Here is a 26246-nt window from a genome sequence, read left to right as displayed (position 1 = left end):
GGCAATCGTCCAGCATCGTTGGCGCACCCCAGGCGGACCCGGCGCCCAACAGGCGAGCGGGAAAAGGGCATTACGGAAAGACAACAGGCCGAAACATGGCCGGTGCCCCGCGACATTTCTTCCGGGTCCCGTGAAGTCTCGCCCTCACAAGGATCCGTCGGAAGCGTCATCGCGGAACGGCCGAGCTTCACCGCCGGGCGAAATGCTGTACAGGGACCGCATCGTCGCATCCGAAACGCCGACCGGCCTCCTGCCATGTTCTCCGACCCGAAGCCCGCCTCCTTGAACCGCCCCGAGCCGCGCCCCGGCGTGATGGCGGTCGACCTCTACGTTCCCGGCAAGAGCGGGCGCCCAGGCCCGGGCAAGGTCTACAAGCTCTCCTCCAACGAGACGCCGCTCGGCCCGAGCCCGGCGGCCGTCGCCGCGCTGCACGACGCCACGACCAAGCTCGAAACCTACCCGGACGGGCAGGCCACCGTGTTGCGCACGGCCATCGGCAAGCGGTTCGGGCTCGACCCGGCGCGGATCGTCTGCGGCGCGGGCTCGGACGAGTTGCTGTCGCTGCTGGCCTACGCCTATTGCGGGCCGGGGGCCGAGGGCATCTACTCCGAGCACGGCTTCCTCGTGTACCGGATCGCGATCCTCGCCTCGGGCGGCACGCCCGTGGTCGCCCCCGAGCGCGACTTGACGGCCGATGTGGATGCGATCCTCGCCCGCGTCACGGAGCGCACGCGGATCGTCTACGTCACCAACCCGAACAACCCGACGGGCACCTACCTGCCCTTCGATGAGATCCGCCGCCTGCACGCGGCCCTGCCGCCGCACGTGCTGCTGGTGATCGATGGCGCCTATGCCGAATACGTGAAGGCGAACGACTACACGGCCGGGCTCGAACTCGCGCTCGAAGCCGAGAACGTCGTGATGACGCGGACCTTCTCGAAGATCTACGGCCTCGCCGCCGTGCGGATCGGCTGGATGCTCGCTCCCGCCCACGTGGCCGACGCGGTGAACCGCATCCGGGGCCCGTTCAACATGTCGAGCCTCGCCATCGCGGCGGGCGCGGCGGCCATCGCGGACGAGGGCCACATGGCCGCCGCCGCCGCCCACAATGCCGAATGGCTCCCCAAGCTCACGGAGGGCGCCCGGGCGCTCGGACTGACCGTGACGCCGAGCGTGGCGAACTTCGTGCTGATTCACTTCCCCGACGAGCCCGGCCGTTCCGCCGCCGATGCCGACGCGTTCCTGACCGAGCGCGGCCTGATCACCCGGCGCGTCACCGCCTACGGCCTGCCCAACGCCCTGCGCGTGACGGTGGCGGGCGCGGAGGCCAACGAAGCCTTCCTCGCCGCGCTCGGGGATTTCGTGCGAGGCGCTCGTGCCTGAGGCCGCGACCGCCACACCGATCTTCGGCCGGATCACCATTGTCGGCCTCGGACTGATCGGCTCCTCCATTGCCCGTGCGGCGCGGCGTTACGGCCTCGCCAGGGAGATCGTCGCCGTCGATGCCGACGAGGCCGTGCGGAACCGTGTCCGCGAACTCGCCATCGCCGATGTCGTCACGGGCGATCCGGCCGAGGGCGCGGCGGGCACCGACCTCGTCGTACTCTGCGTGCCCGTGGGCGCGATGGGCCCGGTCGCGGAGGCCATGGCGCCGCATCTGAAGCCAGGCGCCATCGTGTCCGATGTCGGCTCGGTGAAGGGCTCGGTGGTCGCCGCGATCCAGCCCCACCTGCCGGAAGGCGTCCATCTCGTGCCCGGCCATCCTATCGCGGGCACGGAATATTCCGGGCCGGATGCCGGTTTCTCGACCCTGTTTGCCGGACGTTGGTGCATCCTCACTCCGCCGGAGGGCACGCCCGAGGACGCGGCCGAGCGCGTGCGCGCCCTGTGGGAGGGGATGGGCGCGCTGGTCGAGACCATGAGCCCCGAGCACCACGACCTCGTGCTCGCCATCACCAGCCACGTGCCGCACCTGATCGCCTACAACATCGTCGGGACCGCCGCCGATCTGGAAGCGGTGACGCAATCCGAGGTAATCAAGTTCTCGGCCAGCGGCTTTCGCGACTTCACCCGCATCGCCGCCTCCGACCCGACGATGTGGCGCGACATCTTCCTCAACAACCGCGACGCGGTGCTCGAAATGCTCGGGCGGTTCAACGAGGATCTCGCGGCGCTGGCCAAGGCCGTGCGCTGGGGCGATGGCGAGGCCCTGCACGCCATGTTCACCCGCACCCGCGCCATCCGCCGCAGCATCGTCGCGCTGGGCCAGGACACGGCGGCCCCGGATTTCGGACGCCCACGCCCGGCGGAGGACGGCGCCAAGGCGTGACAATCCCTGAGCCCGATCTCAACCGACCTCGAAGCAGGGTTACGGAAGATACTCTGGGGTTACCGACACTACACTGAATCTCACTCAGTACAGCGGCGGCACCCGCACGTTCGGCAGCGGGAAGCCGCTAAACAGCACCTGTCCGCCCATGAGCTTCAGGGGCGGCAGCGGCTTCAGCGGCGGGCCGGAGCCCTGAGGAGCCTGATCCGGCCGCGCCGCGCCGCGGCCAAGCCCGAGAAGGCCGCCGACCAGTTGGCCCACCAGCGCGCCTTCCTTGGAGCCGAACCGCTGGCCGACCACGTTGCCGATCAGCGCATCGACACCCGCTGCCCGCAGATCGATCTGGCCGGTGGGCCGGTGCGCGTCGTCTAGGGCGATCTCACCCTTGGCTTGTACGCGCTGGTCGCCCTTGGCGAGGGCGAGGGAGGTCAGCTCCAAGACACCGCCGGCTTGGCGCCATGTCTCCAGTTCGCGCGGCACGGCGCGGGTACCGATCACCGTCGCGCGGGTGATCGTGGCATCGAGGGAGGCGTCGACTGGCGCGCTGCTGCCGGTGAGCACGTCGAGGGCCGGGACCGCGGCTTGTGACAGCTGGAGGTTCGTATCGACGGCGCCGTCCGACGCGTAGCGGGCGGGAGAGGGCCGGGCGTGAAGCTCGAGGTGCCGCCCCTGCACAGTGATCGGCTGAGGCTCGGCGCCGGCGACGCTCACCTTCGGTGCGTCGACCACCAGGGAGGCGCGGGTGAAGCCGTCGGCGGTGCCGTGGAAGCTGCCCTGAAGGGCGCTCCATGAGGCGTCACCGGTCAGGTCGCCCTGCTCGGCATGGAACGGTCCCTTGCTCTCGAACACAACGAGGCGGGGTTGATAGATCTGCGACACCACGGTCGTCGGGCCGAGGCGGAAGCTGCCATCCGAACGGCTGAGGGTCAGCCCGGCGCATCGCAGTTCGAGGCGAAAGGGGAAGCCGGTCAGGCTGCGGTCCTGGCATGTCCAGGTTCGGCCTGCCGACGCCTCGCGGGCCATCCAGGCGTCCATCTCGCCCTCGGCCTTTCCGCGGATCCAGAACCACGCCACCGACCACGCCGCCACGATGAGGGCGAGGAGGATGTAGGGTAGGAACAGCCCGAGCCGCCCCCGCCGCCGGGTGCGAGCCTGTAGCTGCGCGGTCCCGTTGCGGCCGTCCATCCCCTGCGTCATGCGCGCCGTCCCTCCCCAGGGCCGTCAGTCCAGGCCGGGGGCCTATCCCGCCAAGCCGCTGCGGCGCAAGGGGCCGTGACGAGCGACCGTGCGTCGCCGGATCAGACCGCCCAATCAGAACTGGCGCGGCTCGGCCGTCTCCGAGCGGAGGTCGTCCACGATGGCGCCGCGCTCACGCTCGTCCTCGGCGAGGCGGTGGATGTGAAGCTCGGTCGCCCCGCCCTTGCGCACACGGTCTAGCCAGACCCGCCGCAGGTGCTCGCGCGGGCTCTCGCCCGAACTCGCCACCGAGACCATCTGCGCGATGCCCGACCCGTCACGCCGCACGGCGATCGCCACCGAATCGGACATGTCCTCAGGGTCGAACTCGACCGCAGGATGCACACCCACGACATAGCGGCGGCCGGAGCGGCCACGCCAGGCTGAAAGGGCCAGGGCCGGAGAGCCCCGCAGGCCTTGAGCCGTCCTCAAGCGTTCCTCACGCACGTCCTGCCTCCGTAAGCGATCGTCCTTCAGGTCGCGGAGCGCGGCCGACCAGGACAGGGCCCGTCTGTTCGTCATTTGTTCTCAATTAGAACGAGTTTTCCCCAGGCGTCAAGGACGCTGAGGCGCTAACGGAGATGTGGTGTCGATAGGAGTTATCCACAAGGCTGGCGGGGGTAGTCCGGCGGGGTTTCAGCGGCGCGATGAGGCGGCCGGAGCCTCCTCTGCCGAGACCTCGTAACCGGCCCCCGAGAGGCCAGAGAGACCGTTCCCGACGAGGGCGTTCGAGGCAGTCTCGATCCGCTCCTGAACCAGCTCCTGGAACTCCATCCGGGGCAGGCCGGGGGCGATGGGCGGCAGGATGTCGATGATCGCCTTGCCCGGCCGACGCATGAAACCGTTGCGCGGCCAGAACAGGCCGGTGTTCAGGGCGATCGGCAGGCAAGGCACGTTCAGCGCCGTGTAGAGATGCGACAGGCCCTGCTTGTAGGCGGGCGGGGCACCCGGCGGACGGCGCGTGCCCTCGGGGAAGACGATGAGCTGCGCGCCCTCGCGGATGGCGTCGGCCGCGGCGGCGTTCATTAGGCTCATGGCCCGCGTGCCCTTCGAGCGGTCGATCGCCACCATGCCACCGCGCCGGAAGAACCAGCCGACCAGCGGGATCGCCAGAAGCTCCTTCTTCAGCACATAGGCGAAGTGCGGGAACACGATGCACAACGCCAGGGTCTCCAGCGCCGATTGGTGCTTGGCCGCCACGAGAATCGGGCCGGGCGGGACGTTCTCGAGCCCCCGGAACTCCACCTCGGTGCCAGCGACGACCCGCATGAACCACAGCGTGGTCCGCGCCCAGACCCGCGCGACGCGCAACACGCCCGGCCTCGACACGAGGAACGGCAGGCCCAGAATGGCGACCACCGTCGTCGTCAGGTAGAAGCAGAGATTGAAGGCGAGGGAGCGCAGGGCGAGCATTAGCTCCCTTTAGCGCGGGGCTTGCCCTGCTTCCAAGGGCGCGTTTCCGGCGCTGCGGCCTGCAATCATCCAATAGACCAGCCCGGCGCAGCCGCCGACCACGAACAGGATGAGCGTCAGCCGCGCCTCAGCCGCCGCGAGTCCGGACGCGGCGGGCCGGGGCGACCCGCGCATCAGCCAGGGCAGAGCCGCCGTGAGCAGGCCGCAGCCGCCGCCATACCAGACGAGACTCCGGGCTCCCGAGAGCCACCCCCCAGCCCCACCAGGGCGGGGGGAATGAACAGCAGCACGAACAGAGCCTTGGCGAGCCCCGCCACGAGGAGGAGGAAGCCTTCGGGCGGCAACCCGGCGGCGAGATCGCCGAGCGCGACATCGAGGCCCGCCAGCGCGCCTTTCGTCAGCCACGCATTCGCCCCCGGATCGAACAGGAGCGCTACACTCAGCGCGATGCCCCCCGCGGGGACCGCGAGGAGCAGGGCGAAGGCGCCGAGGAGGATGCGCCCGAGCAGGCGCATCAGGTGTGAGCGGGCGTGGCCCCTCCCCCACCGTGGTCGGACTTCTTGCGCCGGAAGCTGCCGAGCCAGATCGAGAAGTGGCGGATCACGACGTAGAAGACCGGGGTGAGGAACAGGCCGAAGAAGGTCGCGCCGATCATCCCGAAGAACACCGCCGTGCCCAGCGCCTGACGCATCTCGGCGCCCGGCCCCGTTGCGATCACCAGCGGCAAGGTGCCGAGGATGAAGGCGAAGGCGGTCATCAGGATCGGCCGGAGGCGCAGGCGGCAGGCTTCCACCGCCGCCTCGACCGGCCCTCGCCGCTCACGCTGCTCGATGTCGTGGGCGAATTCCACGATCAGGATCGCGTTCTTGGCCGCGAGGCCGATGAGCACGATCAGGCCGATCTGGGTGAGGATGTTGTTGTCCTGCCCCCGGAGTTGCACGCCGCCCAAGGCCGCGAGCACGCCCGTTGGAACCACCAGCAGAATCGCCAGCGGTAGCGCCCAGGATTCGTACTGCGCGGCCAGCACGAGGAAGACGAGGAGCACGCCAAGGGCGAAAACGAGGCCCGCCGTGCCGCTCGCCGCCTTCTGCTGATAGGCGATCTCGGTCCAATCGTAGGCAAAGCCGTCCGGCAGGGCCTTCTTGGCGATCTCCTCCATCGCCGTGAGCGCCTGGCCGGTCGAGACGCCGGGCTTGGCCACGCCCTGCACCGGCACCGAGTAGTATAGGTTGAAGCGCTGCACGATCTGCGGACCGGAGACGGTGCGCACGCTCGCGAGCGTCCCCATCGGCACCAGCGCCCCGGTCGAGGAGCGGACCTTGATCTGCGAGATGTCCTGTTCGGTGGAGCGGAACTGCGCGTCGCCCTGCAGGCGCACCTGATAGATGCGGCCGAGCGTGTTGAAGTCGTTCACGTAGGTGCCGCCGAGATCGGCCTGCAACGACGAGAAGACGTTGGCCAGCGGCACGTTCAGCATCCGCGCGATGGTGCGGTCGATGTCGAGGTAGAGCTGCGGCGTGTCGTTGCCGAAGGTCGTGAACACGCGGGTCACGTCCGGGCTCTGGTTCGCCTGGGCCAGCATCTCCCCGGTCGCGGCGAGCAACTGGTTGATGTCGGAGGATTGGCGGCTCTCCACCTGCATCTTGAAGCCGCCGCCCTGGCCGAGGCCGCGCACCGGAGGCGGCGGGATGACAATGACCCGCGCCTCCTCGATGTTGGCGGTGGCCTTGATCACGTCGCCGGTGATGACACCCGCGCTGCGCCCGTGCTCGGCCCGCTCCTTCGCGCCCTTCAGGGTGAGGAACATCACCGCCGAATTGGTCGTGTTGGTGAAGGTCGCGCCGTCGAACCCGGCGATGATGACGGCGTTGGTGACGCCGTCGACCTTGCGGGCCTCCGCCGCCGCCCGCAGCACCACCTTCGTGGTGCGGTCGAGGGAGGCACCGGCCGGCAATTGCACGACGCCGATGAGGTAGCCCTGGTCCTGATCCGGGATGAAACCCGTAGGCGTCGTCTGCGCGAGATGGAGCGTGCCCCAGATGACGCCGGCATAGACCAGCAGCATCACGCCGAGACCCACGATGCCTCCCGTGAGCCCGCGGATCACCCGGCCATAGGCATTCGAGGTCGCGTCGAAGGCGCGGTTGAAGCCGTTCGCCAGCCAGTTCACGAACCGCGTCAGGAAGAAGCGCGGCGGCTTATGTTCGTGGTGCGGCTTCAGCAGCAGCTTGCAGAGCGCGGGCGAGAGGGTGAGCGAGTTGAACGCGGAGATCAGCGTCGATGCGGCGATGGTCAGCGCGAACTGCTTGTAGAACTGGCCCGAGATGCCGGGGATGAAGGCGGTGGGGATGAACACCGCCGCCAGCACCAGCGCGATGGCGATGACCGCACCGCCCACCTCATCCATGGTCTTGTGCGCGGCATCGCCGGGGAGAGCCCCTCGGCCATGTTGCGCTCGACGTTCTCCACCACCACGATCGCGTCATCGACCACGATGCCGATGGCGAGCACCAGTCCGAACAGGGTGAGGTTGTTCAGCGAGAACCCGAAGGCCGCCATCGCCGCGAAGGTGCCGATGAGCGAGACCGGGATGGCGATGACCGGGATCAGCGCGGTCCGCCAGCTCTGGAGGAAGACTAGCACCACGATGACCACGAGGCCCACCGCCTCGTAGAGGGTCTTGTAGACCTCCTGGATCGATTCCTCGATGAACTCGGTCGGGTTGTAGGCGATGCGGTACTCGACGTCGGGCGGGAAGTTCTTCTTGACCTGCTCCATCACCTTCTTGACCGACGCGGCGGCGTCGAGGGCGTTGGTGCCGGGCCGCTGGAACGCGCCGATGCCGACGGCGGGCGTGTCGTTCAGGAACGAGTTGGTCGTGTAGTCCTTCTGGCCCATCTCGACGCGGGCGATGTCCTTCACCCGCACGAGGCGTCCATTCTGCGCCTTGATGATGACCTCGGCGAACTCCTCCGGCGTTTTGAATCTCGCCTGGGATTGCACCACGAGCTGGAACGCCGCCGATGATGCGGCAGGCGGCGAATTGAGCGCGCCGGCCGCGACCTGCACGTTCTGCTCCTGAAGCGCAGTGGTCACGTCGGTGACGGACAGGCCGTAGGCGGCGAGCTTGTTCGGATCGACCCAGATGCGCTCGGCGTATTCGTTGCCGCCGAAGATCGTGATGTCGCCCACGCCGTCGAGGCGCAGCAGCTCGTCGCGGATGTTCAGGTAGATGTAATTGGCGAGGTAGTTCTGGTCGTAGGTCTTGTTCGGCGAGAGCAAGTGCACGACCAGCATCAGATCGGGCGAAGCCTTGCGCACGGTGACGCCGAGGTTGCGCACGTCCGGCGGCAGGCGCGGCTGGGCCACCGACAGGCGGTTCTGCACCAGCACGTTCGCGATATCGAGGTTGGTGCCGACCTTGAAGGTCACGGTCAGCAGCATGTTGCCGTCGTTGGTCGACAACGACGTCATGTAGAGCATGTTGTCGACGCCGTTCACCTCCTGCTCGATCGGGGTCGCGATGGTCGCGGCCACGGTCTCGGCATTGGCGCCCGGATAGGAGGCACGCACCGTCACGGTCGGCGGCACGATCTCAGGATACTGAGAGACCGGCAGCGTCTCGTAGGCGACGAAGCCCAGGATCAGGAAGACGATCGACGTGACGGACGCGAAGATCGGCCGGTCGACGAAGAAATGGGCGAAACGCATCGGTCGAACCTCATGGAGTCGCGTCGGCCCTCATGGGCCGGAGGCGCCTCGTCCCGTTTCAGGTCTTGCTCGGCGGGAGTTCGGTGGTCTCAGGGCTGACCTTGACGCCGGGGCGGACGCGGGTCAGCCCGTTCACCACCACCACGTCCTCGGGCTTCACGCCCTCCTGGATCACCCGGTAGCCGTCGACCTTCGGCCCGAGCTTCACGTCCCGCTGCTGGATCACGTTGTCCTGCCCCACGACGTACACGATCCGCTTGTCCTGGTTGGCGGCCACCGCCTCGTCGGGCAGAAGGATGCCCTTGATCGGCTTGGTCGCGGGCATGGAGACGATGCCGAACAGGCCGGGCTTGATGAATTTGTCGGGGTTCTCGACCGTGGCCCGCAGCAGGACCGTGCCGGTCGCGTTGTCGACCCGGTTGTCCACGAAGTCGAGGGTGCCCTTGCGGGTCGGCTTCGCCTCGCCGGACAGGGCGATCAGGATAGGCGCGCCCTTGCCACGCTGGGTCTGACCCATGCCGATGCCCAGCGAGGCTCTGATACTTCAGGAACGACTTCTCATCGACGAAGTAGCTGAAATAGATCGGATCGAGCGAGACGATCGTCGTCAGCATGGTCTGGTCGGCGATGACGATGTTGCCCTCGGTGACGAGACGCTGGCTGATCCGCCCGTCGATCGGTGACTTCACCTCGGTGAAGTTGAAATTGAGCTGCGCGTTGTCGAGGGCGGCCTGGGCGCTGTCGACATCGGCCTGCGCGGTCTGCGACGCCTGCCGACGCTGATCGGTGACCTGCTCGGAGATGTTGCCGCTCTTCGAGAGCGTCTGAGCGCGCTCCAAGTCGGTGACGGAGAAGTTCTGGCGCGCCTTGGCCGAGGCCAGCGCCGCCTGGGCCTGCTCCAACGCAGCCTTGTAAGGCCGCCGGTCGATCACGAAGAGCACGTCGCCCTTCTTCACCGTCTGGCCATCGACGAAGTTGATCTTCTCCAGATATCCGGTGACGCGCGCCCGGACCTCGACATATTCGATCGGGTCGAACCGGCCGGTATACTGGTCCTTCTCCACGAACTCGCGGAACACAGGCTTGGCCACCGTCACCTTCGGCGGCGGACCGCCCGGAGCCTGGGCGTGAGCGGAAGTCGCTGCCGCGGCGAAGCCGACGAGGAGCGTGAGAGTGCGTGCGAGCCGGCTGCGCATCGTTCTTCTGGGGTCCCTTGGCAATAGCGCGCTACTCCCGCGCCGGCCAAAACGCTTGTGCGCGAACACACATGACGGCATTCGCAACACAACCGCTCAGGAAACTCTAGGCGATATCCTCGCCCGCTAAGTACCAATCCTTGAAACCACCCCGGTAGTGCTCGGAGAGATTGAGTCCTGCCCTCTGAGCAAGGGCGAGAGCCTGAACCGAGCGGACGCCGGCGGCACAAGAAAGAATAGGCCTGCGCCCATCCTTCTCGACCAGATCGCCGAGGGCGGCAGGGTCGAATTCCGAGAGGGGATGGGAGACAGCGCCGGGAATATGGCCCGCCTCGAATTCGTGCGCCTCGCGTACGTCGATCACGAGAACCGACCCATCCGCGAGACCTTGCTTGACCGTCTCGCGATCGAGGTCGACCACCTTCATCCGACGTCGCTCCCCCACACGGCCGATCCGTGGTGCTGACGCTTTTTCATATTCGTCAGCGCCGGGGGACGCAACTCACCGGATCACAGGGCCGCGAGGGTCGGCCCCACCGCCGCGAAATGACCAGCCCAGTCCGGCGGTCGGTAGCCGTCGAGACGCGAAGCGAGGTCCGCCCTTTGGGGCGAGCCCGATTCGGACAGCGCTTCGATCGCCGCGAGCCAGCCGGGCCCGTCGAGAGGATGACGGAACAGGGCCAGCCCCTCCGCAATCTCCCGGTGGGCCGGGATATCCGAAGCGACGACCGGAAGACCGGACGCGGCCGCCTCGACCACGGGGATCCCATAGCCCTCGGTGAAGGAGGGCATCAGCAGGGCGGTGCAGGAGCGCATCAAGGCCGCGAGCCCATGGGTCGAGAGACCGGAGGCCTCGACGACATGCGCCTTCACGCCGGGGCACCGCTCCAGCATGTCGATGGCGCTTTCGGCCTCCCAACCCCGTCGCCCGACGACAACGAGGATCGGCGTCGACGCCCCATGCCGCTCGGCCAGTTCCCGCCAGAGCTGGAACAGCAGCAGGTGGTTCTTGCGCGACTCGATGGTGCCGCAGGCGAGGAAGACCGGCCTAGGCGGGGCGAGACGCAAGCCCTCTCGCGCGAAGGCGGGCTCCACCCCCAGATGCCCCACGGCGACGGGCGGGCGCGGGAAACCCCAGGCTTCGAGGAGGCCGAGGGTGCGTCGCCCCGTATCCTGCGAATTGACCAGGATCGCCGCCGCATGCCGCCCTACCGTGCGCATCCGCGTCTCGTGGCGGGCGGCCTCGCCGTCGCGCCCGTATTCCGGATGGCTGATCGGGATGACGTCGTGGACGAAGAAGGCCGCGCGGACGTCGCGGCGGTCGTAGAGCCAGTCGAACCGGCCTGGAATATCGAGCCGTAGGTGCGACGTGTGCAGGTAGAGGCTGTCGCGCGGCAGCGCCGCGATGGGGCGCGAGCGAGCGAGGATGCGCGCCGCCGTCCGGGCCTGGATCAGGCGACGATTTCGTGCGGAGGAAGGAGGAGGCGAGTGGGTCACGCGCTCTCCGGTCAGCGGCGAGCCGAGGCGCGCAGCGAGCCGCTGGAACGTCGGATCCTGCTCGGCCGGGCGATCCTCGACCCACCCCGCCTCCACCGTCGCGACCACAGCCCGCGCTTCCTCGCGCGGAAGCACGCGCGGCCCGAGCACCGTCGAGACCACGCCGACGCTCTCACCCGGCCCGTCGAGGATCGCGTGGGCATAGGCGAGATCCACCCGATCGATCCCCGATGGGCTCGAATGCCGCAAGCGGGTGAGGAGGCGGGTGAGGTCGAAGGCTTTGGGACGCTGGATCGTGAGGGTCAGGGCGCGTGCCTCGCATGCCGGCCGAAGGAGCCTCCTGCCTAGCCGTCCCGGCGGGTCGGGGCCAGATGCACGCCGAGTTGCGTTTCAGGGCTTGCCTTGTGCGCTCCGGAGACGCTAAGAGCCGCGGACCCTTCGGGGCGTCGGAGTGTAGCGCAGCCCGGTTAGCGCACTAGTCTGGGGGACTAGGGGTCGTGGGTTCGAATCCCGCCACTCCGACCATTCTCTTCGAAGGGACAGGGCCCGAATAACCGGCGGGCCCGCCAATCCATCGAGAATCCGCCTGGACGCTTCCTCCGCCCTCTGAGCTTGGCTCGGGCGGGAGATTGGGCTCGGCGTTTCGCGCTGCCCTAAATCAATACAAGTTAGATTTCAGACATTTTGCCTTTCAGGCAATTGGATGCAATTCTATGTATTAACCCATGCGTCTTTTCAAAATGAACATCGGAATTTGCTTCACGTTAGCAGGCATCGCCATCTTCAAGAGGTGATCTCAATGCCGCATTCCATTTTCATTCGAGAGCGGAAGGCCGGGACGAGCCGTCCTCCGGAATTGATCGCCTACGACATCGACAGTGTAACCCTGGCAAACCGTCTGGTTCGTCAGATCGCGAAATCCTTCGGCACGAACGGGCACGACGCGAAAACCGGCGCTCGCTGGTTCAGGCTCAAACAGACCGTCTTCGACATTTACCGCTGGCAGCAATGAGGATCGCGACGCTGCGCGCCTCACCGCAGCCAGTAGCGGTCCGCCGCGACGGGCGGCGGCAGCGGGTCGCCGAGGGCGTCGAGCACAGTCCGCTCGACGGTGCGCAGCATCGCATCGAGGGGAGATCGTTCGGCGCGGTGCCGAACGGCTCCTCCAGTTCGTCGCCCAGGGCGTCGAGCCCGAAGAACGTGTAGGTGACGAGCGCCACGGCGAAGGGTGTCGCCCAGCCGAGCGAGCCCGAGAGCCCGACCGGCAGGAACAGGCAATAGAGCCACGCCGTGCGGTAGACGAGCAGCGTGTAGGCGAAGGGGACCGGGGTATGGCGGATCCGCTCGCAGGCGGTCTGGATCGCGCAGAGATCCGAGACCTTTCGCTCGAGTAGCCCGAACAGCACGTCGGTCAGCGCCCCCGCCTGCATCGCCGCCGCGAGATCCGCAAGCATCGGGCGGAGCGTGGCATCCACGGGGCTCGGCCGTTCACGCAGGGACGCGGCCTCTTTCTCCGGCAGCCATGGGGCGGCCGCCTCTGCCTCGTCGCCGCCGCGCAGGCAGGCATGCAGGGCGCTGGTGAAGGCGAGCACCCTCAGGAGGCAGGCACGGCGCAGGGCGGCATGTTCCTCGCCGGGCAGCAGCGCGGGGATCGTCCGGGCGAGGCCGCGCGTCTCGACGATGAGCGATCCCCAGACCTTCCGCGCCTCCCACCACCGGTCGTAGCAGGCGTTGTTGCGGAAGCTGAGGAAGATCGACAGAGCGAGGCCGATCAAGGTGAAGGGCCCGACCCCGGCGGTGACAGGGAAGGCCCAGGGCCAGCGCTGCTCGGCGGCGACCACCACCACAGAGAAGGCGGTGAGCGTGATCACCGTCGGCGCCACCTGCGGTAGGATGGAGCCGCGCAGGGCGAACATGACAGTGACGAGCGTGGGGCGCGGGCGAACGATCATCCCCGTTCTCTGACACGGGCGCGAGCGCTTGGCAGCCTCCGTGATCATCGCCTCGATTGTGCGCCGCGTTGTTGACAACGCGCCGCAACGGGTGCGACTGCGCCGCCTTCGTTAACGAAGGGGTCTCCGCCGCGCCGGGAGGGGCACCCAGGAGGGGGCGGCGCCGGGCGCCGCGGCAGCGATGCGCGCACTCATCTTTCCGGGTCAGGGTAGCCAAGCCGTCGGCATGGCCAAGGATCTTGCGGCGGAATTCCCGCAGGCACGGGCCGTGCTCGACGAGGTCGACGAGGCCCTGAACCAGAAGCTCTCCCATCTCATGGCCGAGGGTCCGGTGGAGGAGCTGACCCTCACCGCCAACGCCCAGCCCGCCCTGATGGCGGCGAGCCTCGCGGCGTTGCGCGTGCTGGAAGCCGAGAAGGGCCTCGACCTCGCCCGCGACGTCGCCTGCGTCGCCGGGCATTCGCTCGGCGAATACGCGGCGCTTGCCGCCGCAGGCAGCCTGTCCATCACCGACGCCGCGCGCCTGCTGCGCATCCGGGGCGAGGCCATGCAGGCGGCGATGCCCCCGGGTGCGGGCGCCATGGCCGCGCTGATCGGCACCGATCTGACCGGCGCCCACGCCCTGGCCGAAGAGGCCGCGCAGGGCGAGATCTGCGATGTCGCCAACGACAATGGCGGTGGGCAGGTGGTGCTCTCCGGCAGCCGCGCCGCAGTGGAGCGCGCCGTCGCCCTTGCCCCCTCGAAGGGCATCAAGCGCGCGGTGATGCTGAACGTCTCCGCGCCGTTCCATTGCCGCCTGATGGCGCCGGCCGCCATGCGGATGGCACAGGCGCTCGCGGCCGTGACCCTGAACCCCCCGCGCGTGCCGCTCTACGCCAACGTCACCGCTGCGTCGGTCTCCGGACCCGACGAGATTCGCACCACCCTGGTGGAGCAGGTCACCGGAACCGTCCGCTGGCGCGAGAGCATCGCCGCCATGGCCGCGACCGGGGTGGACAGCTTCGTCGAACTCGGCGCGGGCAAGGTCCTTGCGGGCCTCGTCAAGCGCATCGCCCCCGGCGCGACGGCCGTCTCGGTCGGAACTCCGGCCGACGTGGCCGCCTTCGCGCTCTGAACACGAACGGAACCCGACCCATGTTCGATCTGACCGGCCGCAAGGCCCTCGTCACCGGCGCGACCGGCGGCCTCGGCGGGGCCATCGCCCGTAGCCTCCACGCGGCGGGCGCCACCGTCGCCCTCTCGGGCACCCGCGCCGAGGCGCTGGAGGCCCTGGCCGCCGAACTCGGCGAGCGTACGGCGATCGTGCCCGCGAACCTCGCCGACACCGCCTCCGTGGAGGCGTTGGTGCCCTCCGCCGAGGAGGCGATCGGCCCGCTCGACATCCTCGTCAACAATGCGGGCATCACCCGCGACAACCTCTTCATGCGGATGAAGGACGAGGAGTGGGATTCGGTCATCGCCGTGAACCTCACCGCCGCCTTCCGCCTGTCGCGGGCCGCCGTGAAGGGCATGATGCGCCGCCGCTATGGCCGGATCATCGGCATCGGCTCGGTGGTCGGCACCACCGGCAACCCCGGCCAGGGCAACTACGCCGCCGCGAAGGCGGGACTTGTCGGCCTGACCAAGGCGCTGGCAGGCGAAGTGGCTTCGCGCGGAATCACCGTGAATTGCATCGCGCCGGGCTTCATTTCCTCGCCGATGACCGACGCTCTCAACGAGAAGCAGCGTGAGGGCATCCTGACTCGCGTGCCCGCCGGACGCCTCGGCGAGGGCGCGGAAGTGGCCGCCGCCGCGCTCTACCTGGCCTCGTCGGAGGCGGGCTATGTCACCGGTCAGACCCTGCATGTGAACGGCGGCATGGCAATGATCTGAGTGTAAACGGGGTCAAGGCACTGAAAAACCACACCTCTGAACGCTTTGTGAACGGGCTCTCGCCAGGGCCGGAACCCTGTGCTACCACCCGGTTCAGCCGTACAGGGGGTTGACGGTTCAGCGGGTTTTCAGTCCAAGGCCCCTGACTCGGGGATAACCCGGTTCAGCTCGAAACACGCGCGATCGAACACCGGCTCAGAAGCGCCCTCAGGCATGATGAGCCACGGCACACAAAAAGACGCGAACAGAGACCAGCAAGGACGAGGACGCAAGACCGATGAGCGATATCGCTGAGCGCGTGAAGAAGATCGTTGTCGAGCACCTGGGCGTGGAGCCCGAGAAGGTGGTCGAGAGCGCCAACTTCATCGACGACCTCGGTGCCGACAGCCTCGACACCGTCGAGCTGGTGATGGCCTTCGAGGAGGAGTTCAACGTCGAGATTCCGGACGACGCTGCCGAGACCATCCAGACGGTTGGGGACGCGGTGAAGTTCCTGGAGAAGAACTCGGCCGCCTGAGGGGTCGACGCGAGTTTTCACGCGGCGCGGTTGAGGCGGTTTCGCCCCCGCGCCGTTCTTCGTTTTTAAGGGTCAAAACGGGACGGACGCGATGCGGAGGGTTGTGGTCACGGGTCTAGGCATGGTCACGCCGCTCGGGAGCGGAGTGGAACACAGCTGGAGCCGCCTGATCGCGGGGGATAGCGGCGCCGGGACCATCCGGGGCTTCGAGTCCGCCGATCTGCCTTGCCGTATCGCCTGCCAGATCCCCTTCGGCGACGGGACGAACGGCACGTTCAACCCCGATTCCGCGATGGACCCGAAGGAGCAGCGTAAGGTCGATCCGTTCATCGTCTATGCGGTGGCGGCGGCCGACGAGGCCCTGGCCGATGCGAACTGGCACCCGCAGACCGAGGACGAGCGCTGCGCCACGGGCGTGCTGATTGGCTCCGGCATCGGCGGCATCGGCGGCATCTACGACGCCTCGGTGACCCTGCACGACAAGGGGCCGCGCCGCATTTCGCCGTTCTTCATCCCCGGCCGCATCATCAACCTCGCCTCGGGGCAGGTCTCGATCAAGCATGGGCTGAAGGGTCCGAACCATGCGGTGGTCACCGCCTGCTCGACCGGCGCGCACGCCATCGGCGATGCCAGCCGCCTGATCGCGCTGGGCGATGCCGACGTGATGGTCGCGGGCGGCGCCGAATCGCCGGTGAACCGCCTCTCCATCGCGGGCTTCTCGGCCTGCCGCGCCCTGTCCACCGGCTTCAACGACAGCCCGGAAAAGGCCTCCCGCCCCTACGACAAGGACCGCGACGGCTTCGTCATGGGCGAAGGTGCGGGCATCGTGGTGCTGGAAGAGTACGAGCACGCCAAGGCGCGCGGCGCGAAGATCTATGCCGAGGTGATCGGCTACGGCCTTTCGGGCGATGCCTATCACATCACCTCGCCCTCGCCGGATGGCGATGGCGCCTTCCGCTGCATGACGGCGGCCGTGAAGCGTGCCGGGATCAACCCGGCAGATATCGACTACATCAACGCCCACGGCACCTCGACGCCCATGGGCGACGAGTTGGAACTGAAGGCGGTGGAGCGCCTGCTGGGCGACGGGGCGGCCACGGCCACCATGTCCTCCACCAAGAGCTCGGTCGGCCACCTGCTCGGCGCGGCGGGCGCGGTGGAGGCGATCTTCTCCGTCCTGACGATCCGCGATGGCGTGATCCCGCCGACGCTGAACCTCGACAACCCGAGCGTCGAGACGAAGATCGACCTCGTTCCGCACGAGGCCAAGCGCAAGCGCGTGGACATCGCGCTGTCGAACTCGTTCGGCTTCGGCGGCACCAACGCCTCGCTGGTGATGCGGCGGGTCTGAGGCGTCCCCGACAGATCGCGGACAGGTCCGTCTCAGCGAGCGGAGCCATCCAGGGCTGCGGGACGTCTCAGGACATCGCGGGTCCCTGGTTGGCTTCGTTCCGTTCACAGAGACGTCGGAGGGTATGGAACGCCCGTCCGTCCGCGCCGCCCTTACATCCGTCGCGTCGGCCCCTCGGCGTGCCGGGCGAGCAGCGTCATGATGTGTGCCAGCATCAACCGCATGCGGCAGCGGGTCGGATCCTGCGGCCAGGAGGCAGGCAAGGCCTCGACGGCAGCGCGGAGCAGCGCGAGGCGTTGCGTGGATTCGATAAGATTCGTCATCCCCAGTATCCGAAAGGCCCGTGTCCGCGGTGCGCCCCCGCAAACGAGCCTCGAACCACCCATAGTCGGGGAGTGGGAAAACCGCACAAGACCGGCTCCTACGACCTTTAGCACCGGAGCGCCTGGACATGCGTCGCAGGCTCCCCGACCGTAAGGGTCAAGGACAACGGAACCCAAGCCAGCGGGCTCCAAGCCGTCTTGTGAGGGGCTTCCCAACCCCAGGGCGGCGCGTACCGCCCCACCCGCCAAGAGGCCCCCGGACCGGGGGACGGTCAAGGGGAAACGGGTATCCGTTCCCAAGGGGAGGCTGATGTCTCACGTCTGTAGGAGGGGCAAGGCACGCTGATCCCGCTCCTCACCCCAGAGACCGGCCGGAAAGGCGCGAGTTCCCCTCTCCCTGCAAGCGGGGCGAGGGGAATGCAGACCTTCTCGGCCAGCCCCTAGGTTAAGGTGGAGGACTGCAAGAGCGAACTTTATCCCGTGCGATGCATCTAGCGCGGCACCCGCCCGTCGGGCGTCAGGCGGTGCACCACTTCAGGCAGCACCTGCGCCAACTCGCTGAGTAGCGCGGAGCGATCCATGCCGGTTTCGCGCTCCAGGGTCGAGACCGTATCGCCGCCGAGCGCCTGTTCGAGTTGGTTGGGGTCGATCGCGTGGTTCGCGCCGTGGCCGATCCATGAGCCGATCACGTCGCCCAGGCCGGCATTGCGGAAGCGATCCACCAGGGGGCCGAGGCCGCCGACCTCCTCCGCCTGCGGCCGGCCGGGACCGTCGCCACCGAGCATGCCCGACAGGTCATCGAAGCCGCTGCCGGGCAGCGAATCGTCCTGAGGCGCCTGAGAGGCCGGGCCGGTGTCGCGGCGCCCGCCATATTGATCGAACCCGCCGATATCGCCCGAATCGTCTCGCGGCAGCGGCGCGCGCTGCGGTCCACCGGAACGGTCCGCCTCGGGGCCGGGCTCGCCGCCCTGGTGCCCACGGCCGAAAATATCGCCGAAGCCACCACTGGCGCCCTTCGCGAGGAGCAGCATCAGCAGCGCCTTCACCAGCGGCGACATCCCCCCGCCCTGGCGACTTCCGCCGAAGACTTGGCCGAGTACGCCGCCGATCACCGATTCCAGCATGCCCATGGCACTCTCCCGTTCCTGTGCGCGCGGAGCCTCTTCAACGGCCCGTGCCGGTGGTTCGGTTCCCCAGGGCGCCCAGGGCGCAGCCTGCGAGATAGAGCGGCATCATCAACGCCGCGCCTTCGAGCCAGAGCCCGACCGCCCCCGGCACGACCCGGAAGACAGCGAGCAGCATCAGCAACACAGTGAGGCTGAGAAGGCCGAGGGGCACCGTCTTGCCCGTGGGCCAGCCGGAGAGAAAGCCCACGAAGACGCCAAGCGCCGCTGCCCCGGCAAGGCCGGGCCAGAACGCGGAAAGGAGGAGCGTCACGGCGCCAGCGCCACCGTAGCGGGCCCCGCGCCTTTATCGGGTCCGGCTGCGATCTGGCCCGGCCGCATCCCCGCCTGAAGCAGGTATTCCACCAGGGCGAGCGCGCGCTGCCGGGCGAGACCGGACGTCTCGTCCTCCGGCGGCTTGGCCTCGGCGACGGGCTCGGCAGGCTTTTCCTTTTCCGCCTTGCCCTTCTCCGCCTTGGCTTTGGCAGCCGTCTTCTTCTCCGGCGGCTTCGGATCATCGGAGGGCGGCGGCTTGGCACCCGGCGGGTCGGCGGGGCCGGACACCGCCACCTTCAGGTCCGGGCAGGTCTTGGCCAGGGCGGCCAGGGCATCGAGGGCCGGGTAGAAGGCGGGCGTGAGGGCCGTGCTGCCGACGGGGAAGCGCAGATCCGCCGTAGCAGTGGCGGCGGCTACGCCCTGACGGCACGAATCTCCGTCGCGTCGCGCCTCCGGCTCCTTCGCATCGACGGCGACCTCACCCGTCCAGCCGGGCGGAAGGACGGCGGCGACCTTCTCGGGCGCGCGGGCGGCAGCCTCGGGGTAGAGGCTCTCACCCGACAAATTGAGGGTCCGGTCGATCACCGTCGCCTCGCCCGTGGCCAGCGTCGACAGCAGGCCGACGCCCGCTTCCAGCGCGGGAGCGAGCCCGGCGGGGGCGCCCTCCGCGATACGGGTCCGGTCGATCACAGGCTCGCGGAAGATCTTCTGGCGCAGGGCGGCGAGGACCCTCCGGCGGGTTTCCTCATCCGGCAGGTGGCCGCTCACCGTCACCGCCTCGGCCGTGCGGCGCAGGCTGACCCGGTATGGCGAGAGAGGCTTCGCCACCAGCGATACGGTGCCCGCGCCGATCCCGGCGGGGCGGGCCTCACGCATCAGCGCCTGTGCGTCGGGGATCGCCTGCGGGTCGATGGCATCGCCGCGCACGGAGACGGCGCCTCCCTCGTAGGCAACCTCGCCCGCCTGGATCAGCGCGGCGAACTTGCCCATGAAGTCGATCAACACCAGCGGATCGACCCCCGAGGGCAGGCCGCGTGCGGCCTGGAGACGATCCTCCACTCGGCCGCCCTCGGTCGTCAGACGAGCCAGGGCCAGGGCCGCCTGGCGGACGGCTTCGGACGGGACGAAACCGGAGAGCGTCACGCCCGCTCCCGTACGGGCCAGGGCAAAGCGGTACTCGGTGATGCGCGGCGGCAGGACGTCGATCCGGCCGAGGCTGAAACCCTCCGGTGGGCGTGCCAGGGCGCTGCGCAGGGCATCGTAGGCCGCGAGATCCAGGGCCTCGCCGGAGAGGCTGAGCACCGTGTCGGTGAGCACGGCCTTACCGCCGGGAGCGAGGCTCGGCAGGCGCGCGGCGAGGAAGGCGGCGGCGGCGGCGAAATCCGGCGGGGCGCCCTTGGCGGCGCGGGCGGCATCGCGCAACGGCGTGCCCGCGCCGATAGCTCCGGTCACTTCGACCTCCAGGGCGCGGCGGCCGATCTCCACAGGGCGGCTGCCCTCCAGGGTCACGCCGGTATGCCCGGTCCAGGTGGCGGCCCATTGGAACGGCGCGGCGGTCTCCACGAGGCCGATTTCGGGAACGATGCGGCGGGGGCTTTCGAGGGCATTGAGCCGGGCGAGCGCGATGGCGCGCGACGCCTCGTCGGGCGCCTCACCCAGGGCGACGAGGTCCCGTCCCCGCGCGGTGATGCGCAGCCAGGGCTCGCCGTTCCCCGCCGCCGTGGCGGCGGCGATCCCCTCGCCCTCGCCGGTGACCCGCGTGGCGATGCCGGGCGCGGCCCAGAAGGCGACACCGGCCCAGAGGCCGGCGAGCGGCACCAGGCCGACCAGCCAGCCGACGCGGCGCAGGGCTCGGGCGGACGTCTCGGTCTGCGGCACGGATGGGGTCCGACTGAAAGGCTCGCCCCTATAGCACAGACCGTTTCCGGCAGCATGAGGGCGAGCGCGGGTTTCACCCCTCGCGCAGCATTTCCAGTTCCAGCCAGCGGTCCTCGGCGGCGGCGAGTTCCGTCTCCGCCTGGGCGAGCATCGTACTCGCCTTCTCGAACCGCGCCGGGTCGCGGGCATAGAGGCCGGAATCGTCGAGGATGCCCTTAAGCTGCGTGATCGCGGCCTCGAGCTTGGCGATGCGGTCCGGCAGGGTCTTCAGCTCGTGCTGGTCCTTAAAGCCGAGCTTCGCCTTGCCCGCTGGCGGGGCGGCGCGCTCACGCGGCTCGCCCTTTTCGGCCTTCTCGGGTTTCTTGCCCGCCACGGCCCGCGCCTCGACGCCCTTGCCGCGCTGGGTGAGCATGTCCGTATAGCCGCCGGCATATTCGACCCACCGCCCCTCCCCTTCCGAGACGAGGACGCTGCCAACGACTCGGTCGAGGAAGTCGCGGTCGTGGCTCACGAGGAGCAGGGTGCCCTCGTAATCGTCCAGCATCTCCTGAAGCAGATCGAGGGTTTCGAGATCGAGATCGTTGGTCGGCTCATCGAGCACCAGCAGGTTCGACGGCTGCGCCAGGGCCTTGGCGATCAGCAGTCGGTTGCGCTCGCCGCCCGAGAGAACCGAGACCGGCGTGCGGGCCTGCTCCGGCGAGAACAGGAAGTCCTTCAGGTAGCCGATCACATGTCGGCTTCGACCGTTCACGACGACGCTGTCGCCCCGCCCCCCGTGAGCACATCGGTGACGGTCATGCCCGGTTCGAGGGCGGCGCGGCCCTGGTCGAGGATCACCGGCTTGAGGTTGGTGCCGAGCACGATGTCCCCCGAATCAGGGCTGGGCTCGCCGGTCAGCATCTTGATCAGGGTGGACTTGCCCGCGCCGTTCGCGCCCACGATGCCGAGGCGATCGCCGCGCATTACCCGGAGCGACAGGGTGTCGACGATTCGGCGCTCGCCATAGGATTTCGAGACACCCCGCCCCTCCATCACCAGCGCACCGGAGGATTCCGCCTCGCCCGCCTGCATGCTCACCGAGCCGACCGGACGGCGATGATCACGCCGGTCCTTGCGGAGGGCGTGGAGGTTGCCGAGACGCCGCACGTTGCGCTTGCGCCGGGCGGTGACGCCGTAGCGGAGCCAATGCTCCTCGTCGGCGATCTTGCGCTCGAGCTTGTGCTGATTGCGTTCCTCCTCCTCGAGGAAGGCATCGCGCCAAGCCTCGAAGCTGGAGAAGCCCTGCTCGATCCGCCGCGTCTCGCCCCGGTCGAGCCAGATCGTCGACCGCGACAGGGACGAGAGGAAGCGCCGGTCGTGGCTGATCAGGACGAGGGCGGCGCGGATGCCCCTCAACTCGGATTCGAGCCACTCGATGGCTGGGAGGTCGAGGTGGTTGGTCGGCTCATCAAGGAGCAGCACGTCGGGCTCGGGCGCGAGCGCACGGGCGAGCGCCACGCGGCGACCCTCGCCGCCCGAGAGTTTGGTGGGGTCCTCCTCGCCGGTCATGCCGAGGCTTTCGAGGAGATAGCGGGCACGGTGGACCGGATCGCCGGGCGCGAGGCCCGCTTCCACGAAGTCGAGGGTGGTGGAGAAGCCCGAAAAATCCGGCTCCTGCGCGAGGTAGCGGATCGTCGTGCCCGGCTGGACGAAGAGGTGCCCCTTGTCCGGCTCGACGAGCCCGGCGGCGATCTTCATCAGCGTCGACTTGCCCGAGCCGTTGCGGCCGACGAGGCAGGTCCGGTCGCCGGGGGCGATGGTGAGGTCGGCGCGGGTGATCAGCGGCGTACCGCCGAAGGTCAGCGCGGCATCCTGAAGGGTGAGAAGCGGGGGTGCGGCCATGGCGAGCTTATGGCAGCGCCGCGCTGGCTCTTCAAACACTCACCGTCATTGCGAGCCTCGCGAAGCCATCCAGGGGCGGAGGCGTCCTCACCCAACGGGGCGTCGCCCTGGATTGCTTCACTGCGTTCGCAATGACGGCGGGACTCACGCCGTCGGATTGGCCGGGCCGGGCGGGCTGATCGGCTGGCTGCCGGGATCGTTCACCGGAATCTCCGGCGGGTGGATGCCCGGTGCCTCGGCCGGGGTGTTGCCGGGGATTTCCGGCGCGGGGCTGGGCGTCGGCACCTGCGGCGGATCGTAGGGCGTGTCCGGCGCCGGGGTCGGCGCGGGCTGCGGCACCTCGGGGATGGTGCCGGGATTCGACGGATTCGCCATGGCGGGCCTCCTCGCTGCGGGCCCCTTCACGCGGGGCCGACTTGGACCAGCGAACGGCCCGCGAATGCCGGATGTTCCGCCTATTTCTTGGTGAGAAGCAGGTTTCCTTCCTTGCTCGCGACCTTCTGGATCTTCTCCGCGAACAGGGCGAGCAGGAACGGCAGCTTGACCTCCAGGCGGACGCTCTCGGGCCCGACATCGATGGTCCCCGCCACCTTCTGGGCGACGGCCGAGACGCCGAAATCGAGCCGGTCGCCGCTCCAGCCGAGCTGATCGATGGTAATACCGCTCTTATGGAGCATGGCACGGGCCTGTTCGGTACCTTCCACGAGGCGGCGCTTGGCCTCGGCCTGTCCGAGATCGTGCGGAATGTCGACGATGAGGGGCTTCGGCATCGGGGCAACCGGAGTTGGGCGCTGGGAGCGCGTGACGGGGAACGCGTCCCACACATGGGGTCGCCCCGCTTCCCCGGCAACGAAGGCGGCGAAAACGAAAAACGGGATGGCTCGCGCCACCCCGTTGAGTCGTGTTCCGTCGGGGCCTTCGGCCCAACCCTGAAACGCCCCGGGCGGAGCACCGCCCGGACCACGCTGTCACCCTCACGGGCGTCAGCGTGTCCTTGTTTTCCTCAGCATCGCTCAGCGAAAAACCGGATCCCGGTCTCTCGCGTCACGCCTTAACGGCCGAGGAAGATCGAAGCCAGCCGCTGGAGCAGACCCCGCGGTGCGGGCGGAGGTGCGCTCTGCCCAGGGCCGTCCCCGATCTAAGCGTTGGCGGCGAAGGGGTGCTTGGCCGAGTTGCGCTGCTCGGTGACCACGGAAGCCTTCGGCTCGCCGTTTACAGCGCGCTGGATCGACAGCTTGGTGGCCTCGTAGTTGTACTGCTGGATCTTGGCGTCGTCGGCCGCTTCCCAGTGGATGAACACGCCGACCAGCACGTACAGGTCGTCGGCCTCGTCCGCCGGGATGATGCCCTCGGCCACGCAATCCTGCACAGCCTTGGCAACGCCGTGCTGGGCCGGGCCGAACATCTGGACGGCCTGACGGGCGTCGTTGATGGTGACCTTGTTGAACATCAGCGTGTTCGGCTTGCACGGCAGGTTCGGCGCGATCACGGCGAGCAGGCTGGTGAAGCCGTGCTTGTTGTTGATCAGGCCGTTGCAGAAGGCCGTCTCGGCCGGCGAGTTGCGCGGTCCGATGATGAGGTCGATGTGGGCGACTTCGTTGCCATCGCCGACGAGAGCCTCGCCGACCAGGACCTTGTTGATCTTCGCCATTCGGTGTCTCTCCCTGAATCCGTTAAAGAGGCTGCGGCGCCGGGCTGAGCCGCTGCCGAAAAGCCATCCTTGTTATCGGCGCCCCGCAGGCCCCCGGGGGAGCTGGCTGGGCCGGTTGGGCCGGATAGCGCGGCGGACCCTACAGCGGGGCCCCTGCTGTCACAAGGCGCGCAACGCCCTGATTTTGAGGAATATCTTTATGCCGGCGTAGGAACGGCGCGAACCGGGAGGGGTTCAGGCCAGCCGAGCGCCTGCCTCGATCAGCGCCTGCCAGAACAGCGTGGCGACGGTGAAGTCGGCGCTGGTCCCCGGATTGATGCCTCGCTCCTTCAGAACCGCGTCGAATGCGAGCAGCTGCGCGACCGGCTTCGCCACCATGTCGATCCCCGCCTTGAGACGCTGGGCCTCGGCGCGAACCTCCTCGGCGATGGCCTCCCCGTGCTTCCGAAGGATGTGGCTGTCGGGGAAGGCGCTGACATAGTCGAGATGAACGGTGCTCGCGCGCCAGGACTCGTCGAGCCCCGCGGCTTCGGCTGCGGCCAAAGCCGGCAAACCGACGATTCGCACGTCTTCGTAGCCGGTGACGTAGGCGCGGGCGATCCGGTCGCGTGGGGCCGCCTCGGCCATGGCGGCGAGAAGCGGTGGCGTTTCGGCCGTCTCGGTGGTCACGTCGTAGCGCGCGGCCTGCCCGAGCCCTCCCGGCGAGGCGAGGCGGATGGCGGCGAAGACATCGCGCGCATCCTCCGACCCGAGCCTATCGAGGGCTTGGACCAGGGTCACGCCGTGCTCGGCAGCGAAAGCCAGAGGGGCGCAGAGAAGCAGGATACCGAGATTGGTGTTCTGCCCCACCGCTTCGCGTGTGGCGGCGACGCCCGCGAAAACCCGCGCTCCGATCCCAGCATCCGCCCGGGCGAGCGCCGGGGCCGAAACCTCGGCGCTGCGGGCGAAGTCGGCCACCTCCATCCGGTGCCCGGCGGCATAGGAATGGACGTTGCCGACCTTCAGCGCATCGAGCTCCGCAAGGCAGGCCGACCGGTAGAGATCGGCGATCCGGGCTGGATCCAAGTCTGATGGCAAGTCAGGCGACCTGTCAGGCAACCACGAGGCGCGGACGCATCTGCCCCCGCACCGCCGCGAGGAAGCCGCGCACCACGCTCGCCGCGATATCGGTCTCGCAGACGGTCTGGAGACCGGACCATGCGGGCATGGAGTTCACTTCGAGTACGGCATAGCCGCCCTCCCCGTCCTCCACGAGGTCGACGCCGGAATAGGCGACACCCACGGCGGCGGCGGCGGCCTCAGCCAGTTCGGCGGCGGCGGCGGGCATGGCCCAGGGCAGCGGGCGGCCGCCCCGGTGAACGTTGGTGATCCAGCCATCACCTTCGCGAATCATCCCCGCGATGGCCCGCCCGTCGCACACGAACACGCGGTAGTCGCGCCACAGCCCGTCCCGCCGGGGGACGTAGCGTTGCAGGTAATAGACCCGCGAGACCGCTTCTTCCTCCGGGAGATCCTCCGGCCGCTCGATCAAGGCGAGCCCTTCCCCCTGCGAGCCGAACAGCGGCTTGAGCACGAGGGGATTGCCGGGCCTTGCCTCCCGCGCGGCGACACCTGAGGCCGCCTCGCGGGTGGAAACCACCCAGGTCTGCGGCGTCGGCAGGCCCGCGCGGGCGATGAGCAGAGACGTCGCCGCCTTGTCCACCGAGCGTTCGATGGCGGAGGGCGAGTTCCACACCACGCAGCCCGCCGCAACCAGGGCGTGAAGCACCCCGAGCCGCATGGTCGTGGCCTCGAAGGTGCCCCCCGCAATGGTCCGCAGGAGTACCCCGTCCGGCAGGGCGCCGTCGAAGCCCGGCACCCGCAGGGGCTCTCCGGCGCCGGTCTCGATGGTGACGTCGGCCAGCGAGAACAACACCGGTTCGACGCCCTGCGCCCGCAGCGCCGCCAGGAGCCGGGACTTGTGCCAGTTGCCGTTATCGGCCGCGAGGGCGATCCTCATC

Annotated in this window: 24 protein-coding genes, 1 tRNA gene and 3 pseudogenes; 8 read left to right on the top strand and 20 right to left on the bottom strand. The window is 68.7% G+C overall.

Features of this window, described 5'->3' with window-relative positions:
- The first annotated feature begins 255 nt into the window (after positions 1-255).
- Complete coding sequence (locus ACFQE0_RS09250; RefSeq protein ID WP_378968984.1) at positions 256-1383, top strand: pyridoxal phosphate-dependent aminotransferase; 1128 nt, start codon at positions 256-258, stop codon at positions 1381-1383.
- Positions 1376-2329: a prephenate/arogenate dehydrogenase family protein gene (locus ACFQE0_RS09245; RefSeq protein ID WP_378968982.1), complete on the top strand. Its 954-nt coding sequence runs from the start codon at positions 1376-1378 to the stop codon at positions 2327-2329. The genes ACFQE0_RS09250 and ACFQE0_RS09245 overlap by 8 nt, the downstream gene beginning before the upstream one ends.
- 84 nt (positions 2330-2413) lie before the next feature.
- Here the strand turns inward: ACFQE0_RS09245 and ACFQE0_RS09240 are convergent, their stop codons facing one another.
- The 9 genes and pseudogenes from ACFQE0_RS09240 to ACFQE0_RS09200 all read right to left on the bottom strand — a co-directional run bounded on the left by ACFQE0_RS09240 (position 2414) and on the right by ACFQE0_RS09200 (position 11688).
- Complete coding sequence (locus tag ACFQE0_RS09240) at positions 2414-3526, bottom strand: DUF2125 domain-containing protein (protein WP_378968979.1); 1113 nt, start codon at positions 3524-3526, stop codon at positions 2414-2416.
- 114 nt (positions 3527-3640) lie between these two features.
- On the bottom strand, positions 3641-4087 hold the full coding sequence (locus ACFQE0_RS09235) for a hypothetical protein (RefSeq protein ID WP_378968977.1): 447 nt from the start codon (positions 4085-4087) through the stop codon (positions 3641-3643).
- A gap of 114 nt (positions 4088-4201) precedes the next feature.
- On the bottom strand, positions 4202-4978 hold the full coding sequence (locus ACFQE0_RS09230) for a lysophospholipid acyltransferase family protein (RefSeq protein WP_378968975.1): 777 nt from the start codon (positions 4976-4978) through the stop codon (positions 4202-4204).
- Between the two features lie 9 nt (positions 4979-4987).
- Positions 4988-5152 (bottom strand): hypothetical protein, encoded by a 165-nt coding sequence (locus ACFQE0_RS09225; protein ID WP_378968972.1) that lies wholly within the window; start codon positions 5150-5152, stop codon positions 4988-4990.
- The gene (locus ACFQE0_RS09220; RefSeq protein WP_378968969.1) at positions 5152-5493 is read right to left on the bottom strand and encodes a hypothetical protein; all 342 of its coding nucleotides are present in this window, start codon (positions 5491-5493) and stop codon (positions 5152-5154) included. The genes ACFQE0_RS09225 and ACFQE0_RS09220 overlap by 1 nt, the downstream gene beginning before the upstream one ends.
- A pseudogene (locus ACFQE0_RS09215) lies at positions 5493-8689 on the bottom strand (efflux RND transporter permease subunit). The gene ACFQE0_RS09220 and the pseudogene ACFQE0_RS09215 overlap by 1 nt, the downstream one beginning before the upstream one ends.
- A 58-nt stretch (positions 8690-8747) precedes the next feature.
- Positions 8748-9885, bottom strand: a pseudogene (locus ACFQE0_RS09210) (efflux RND transporter periplasmic adaptor subunit).
- A gap of 106 nt (positions 9886-9991) precedes the next feature.
- Positions 9992-10312 (bottom strand): rhodanese-like domain-containing protein, encoded by a 321-nt coding sequence (locus ACFQE0_RS09205; protein ID WP_378968967.1) that lies wholly within the window; start codon positions 10310-10312, stop codon positions 9992-9994.
- An 83-nt stretch (positions 10313-10395) separates the two neighbouring features.
- Entirely contained in the window at positions 10396-11688 is a 1293-nt protein-coding gene (locus tag ACFQE0_RS09200; protein WP_378975388.1) for a glycosyltransferase family 4 protein, read from the bottom strand.
- A 141-nt stretch (positions 11689-11829) separates the two neighbouring features.
- Between ACFQE0_RS09200 and ACFQE0_RS09195 the strand changes: the two genes are divergently transcribed.
- Together ACFQE0_RS09195 and ACFQE0_RS09190 are read left to right on the top strand one after the other, a co-directional pair.
- Positions 11830-11907 (top strand) — tRNA-Pro (locus ACFQE0_RS09195).
- Positions 11908-12181: 274 nt separating this feature from the next.
- Positions 12182-12394, top strand: a complete 213-nt coding sequence (locus ACFQE0_RS09190) for a hypothetical protein (RefSeq protein WP_378968964.1) — start codon at positions 12182-12184, stop codon at positions 12392-12394.
- Here the strand turns inward: ACFQE0_RS09190 and ACFQE0_RS09185 are convergent.
- Complete coding sequence (locus ACFQE0_RS09185; protein WP_378968962.1) at positions 12354-13334, bottom strand: bestrophin family protein; 981 nt, start codon at positions 13332-13334, stop codon at positions 12354-12356. The genes ACFQE0_RS09190 and ACFQE0_RS09185 overlap by 41 nt on opposite strands.
- Before the next feature lie 181 nt (positions 13335-13515).
- On the opposite strand from ACFQE0_RS09185, the gene fabD reads away from it, so the two are divergent.
- The 4 genes from fabD (at position 13516) to fabF (ending at position 17074) form a co-directional block, all read left to right on the top strand.
- Positions 13516-14448 (top strand): ACP S-malonyltransferase, encoded by a 933-nt coding sequence (gene fabD / locus ACFQE0_RS09180; RefSeq protein ID WP_378968960.1) that lies wholly within the window; start codon positions 13516-13518, stop codon positions 14446-14448.
- A gap of 20 nt (positions 14449-14468) precedes the next feature.
- Positions 14469-15206 (top strand): 3-oxoacyl-[acyl-carrier-protein] reductase, encoded by a 738-nt coding sequence (gene fabG, locus ACFQE0_RS09175; RefSeq protein WP_378968957.1) that lies wholly within the window; start codon positions 14469-14471, stop codon positions 15204-15206.
- A 277-nt stretch (positions 15207-15483) separates the two neighbouring features.
- The gene (locus ACFQE0_RS09170) at positions 15484-15723 is read left to right on the top strand and encodes an acyl carrier protein (protein ID WP_007559070.1); all 240 of its coding nucleotides are present in this window, start codon (positions 15484-15486) and stop codon (positions 15721-15723) included.
- Between the two features lie 91 nt (positions 15724-15814).
- The gene (gene fabF, locus ACFQE0_RS09165; protein ID WP_378968953.1) at positions 15815-17074 is read left to right on the top strand and encodes a beta-ketoacyl-ACP synthase II; all 1260 of its coding nucleotides are present in this window, start codon (positions 15815-15817) and stop codon (positions 17072-17074) included.
- Between the two features lie 152 nt (positions 17075-17226).
- Here the strand turns inward: fabF and ACFQE0_RS09160 are convergent, their stop codons facing one another.
- The 10 genes and pseudogenes from ACFQE0_RS09160 to ACFQE0_RS09115 form a co-directional block, all read right to left on the bottom strand.
- Complete coding sequence (locus ACFQE0_RS09160; RefSeq protein ID WP_378968950.1) at positions 17227-17397, bottom strand: hypothetical protein; 171 nt, start codon at positions 17395-17397, stop codon at positions 17227-17229.
- A 491-nt stretch (positions 17398-17888) separates the two neighbouring features.
- Positions 17889-18527 carry a YidB family protein gene (locus tag ACFQE0_RS09155; protein ID WP_378968948.1) on the bottom strand — a complete coding sequence of 213 codons (639 nt, stop codon included), beginning with the start codon at positions 18525-18527 and terminating at the stop codon, positions 17889-17891.
- A 34-nt stretch (positions 18528-18561) separates the two neighbouring features.
- A complete protein-coding gene (locus ACFQE0_RS09150) occupies positions 18562-18834 on the bottom strand; it encodes a hypothetical protein (protein WP_378968946.1) in 273 nt (90 codons plus the stop codon).
- Positions 18831-20714, bottom strand: a complete 1884-nt coding sequence (locus ACFQE0_RS09145) for a BON domain-containing protein (protein ID WP_378968943.1) — start codon at positions 20712-20714, stop codon at positions 18831-18833. Before ACFQE0_RS09145 ends, ACFQE0_RS09150 begins: the two co-directional genes overlap by 4 nt.
- 73 nt (positions 20715-20787) lie before the next feature.
- Positions 20788-22595: pseudogene (locus ACFQE0_RS09140) on the bottom strand (ATP-binding cassette domain-containing protein).
- A 144-nt stretch (positions 22596-22739) separates the two neighbouring features.
- Positions 22740-22970 carry a hypothetical protein gene (locus tag ACFQE0_RS09135; protein WP_378968941.1) on the bottom strand — a complete coding sequence of 77 codons (231 nt, stop codon included), beginning with the start codon at positions 22968-22970 and terminating at the stop codon, positions 22740-22742.
- 80 nt (positions 22971-23050) lie between these two features.
- Positions 23051-23365, bottom strand: a complete 315-nt coding sequence (locus tag ACFQE0_RS09130) for a polyhydroxyalkanoic acid system family protein (protein WP_378968939.1) — start codon at positions 23363-23365, stop codon at positions 23051-23053.
- Positions 23366-23733: 368 nt separating this feature from the next.
- Positions 23734-24246, bottom strand: a complete 513-nt coding sequence (fae, locus tag ACFQE0_RS09125; RefSeq protein WP_378968937.1) for a 5,6,7,8-tetrahydromethanopterin hydro-lyase — start codon at positions 24244-24246, stop codon at positions 23734-23736.
- Positions 24247-24480: 234 nt separating this feature from the next.
- Positions 24481-25323, bottom strand: coding sequence for a triphosphoribosyl-dephospho-CoA synthase (locus ACFQE0_RS09120; protein WP_378968934.1), 843 nt, complete (start codon positions 25321-25323; stop codon positions 24481-24483).
- 13 nt (positions 25324-25336) lie between these two features.
- Positions 25337-26245: an ATP-grasp domain-containing protein gene (locus ACFQE0_RS09115; RefSeq protein ID WP_378968932.1), complete on the bottom strand. Its 909-nt coding sequence runs from the start codon at positions 26243-26245 to the stop codon at positions 25337-25339.
- Between the last annotated feature and the right edge of the window lies 1 nt (position 26246).

This window comes from Methylobacterium komagatae, from assembly GCF_042661665.1.
Classification (GTDB): Bacteria; Pseudomonadota; Alphaproteobacteria; order Rhizobiales; family Beijerinckiaceae; genus Methylobacterium; species Methylobacterium komagatae.
The sequence above is the reverse complement of the archived record's forward strand: the minus strand, read 5'-3'. Positions and strand labels throughout refer to the sequence as shown.

Coding starts and splice junctions, on each gene's coding strand:
- ACFQE0_RS09135 (WP_378968941.1), bottom strand. CDS start 22,970: ATGGCGAATCCGTCGAATCCCGGCACCATCCCCGAGGTGCCGCAGCCC.
- ACFQE0_RS09230 (WP_378968975.1), bottom strand. CDS start 4,978: ATGCTCGCCCTGCGCTCCCTCGCCTTCAATCTCTGCTTCTACCTGACG.
- ACFQE0_RS09130 (WP_378968939.1), bottom strand. CDS start 23,365: ATGCCGAAGCCCCTCATCGTCGACATTCCGCACGATCTCGGACAGGCC.
- ACFQE0_RS09185 (WP_378968962.1), bottom strand. CDS start 13,334: ATGATCGTTCGCCCGCGCCCCACGCTCGTCACTGTCATGTTCGCCCTG.
- fabD (WP_378968960.1), top strand. CDS start 13,516: ATGCGCGCACTCATCTTTCCGGGTCAGGGTAGCCAAGCCGTCGGCATG.
- ACFQE0_RS09170 (WP_007559070.1), top strand. CDS start 15,484: ATGAGCGATATCGCTGAGCGCGTGAAGAAGATCGTTGTCGAGCACCTG.
- ACFQE0_RS09155 (WP_378968948.1), bottom strand. CDS start 18,527: ATGGGCATGCTGGAATCGGTGATCGGCGGCGTACTCGGCCAAGTCTTC.
- fae (WP_378968937.1), bottom strand. CDS start 24,246: ATGGCGAAGATCAACAAGGTCCTGGTCGGCGAGGCTCTCGTCGGCGAT.
- ACFQE0_RS09190 (WP_378968964.1), top strand. CDS start 12,182: ATGCCGCATTCCATTTTCATTCGAGAGCGGAAGGCCGGGACGAGCCGT.
- ACFQE0_RS09235 (WP_378968977.1), bottom strand. CDS start 4,087: ATGACGAACAGACGGGCCCTGTCCTGGTCGGCCGCGCTCCGCGACCTG.
- ACFQE0_RS09240 (WP_378968979.1), bottom strand. CDS start 3,526: ATGACGCAGGGGATGGACGGCCGCAACGGGACCGCGCAGCTACAGGCT.
- ACFQE0_RS09115 (WP_378968932.1), bottom strand. CDS start 26,245: ATGAGGATCGCCCTCGCGGCCGATAACGGCAACTGGCACAAGTCCCGG.
- ACFQE0_RS09205 (WP_378968967.1), bottom strand. CDS start 10,312: ATGAAGGTGGTCGACCTCGATCGCGAGACGGTCAAGCAAGGTCTCGCG.
- fabG (WP_378968957.1), top strand. CDS start 14,469: ATGTTCGATCTGACCGGCCGCAAGGCCCTCGTCACCGGCGCGACCGGC.
- ACFQE0_RS09250 (WP_378968984.1), top strand. CDS start 256: ATGTTCTCCGACCCGAAGCCCGCCTCCTTGAACCGCCCCGAGCCGCGC.
- ACFQE0_RS09225 (WP_378968972.1), bottom strand. CDS start 5,152: ATGCGCGGGTCGCCCCGGCCCGCCGCGTCCGGACTCGCGGCGGCTGAG.
- ACFQE0_RS09220 (WP_378968969.1), bottom strand. CDS start 5,493: ATGCGCCTGCTCGGGCGCATCCTCCTCGGCGCCTTCGCCCTGCTCCTC.
- ACFQE0_RS09160 (WP_378968950.1), bottom strand. CDS start 17,397: ATGACGAATCTTATCGAATCCACGCAACGCCTCGCGCTGCTCCGCGCT.
- fabF (WP_378968953.1), top strand. CDS start 15,815: ATGCGGAGGGTTGTGGTCACGGGTCTAGGCATGGTCACGCCGCTCGGG.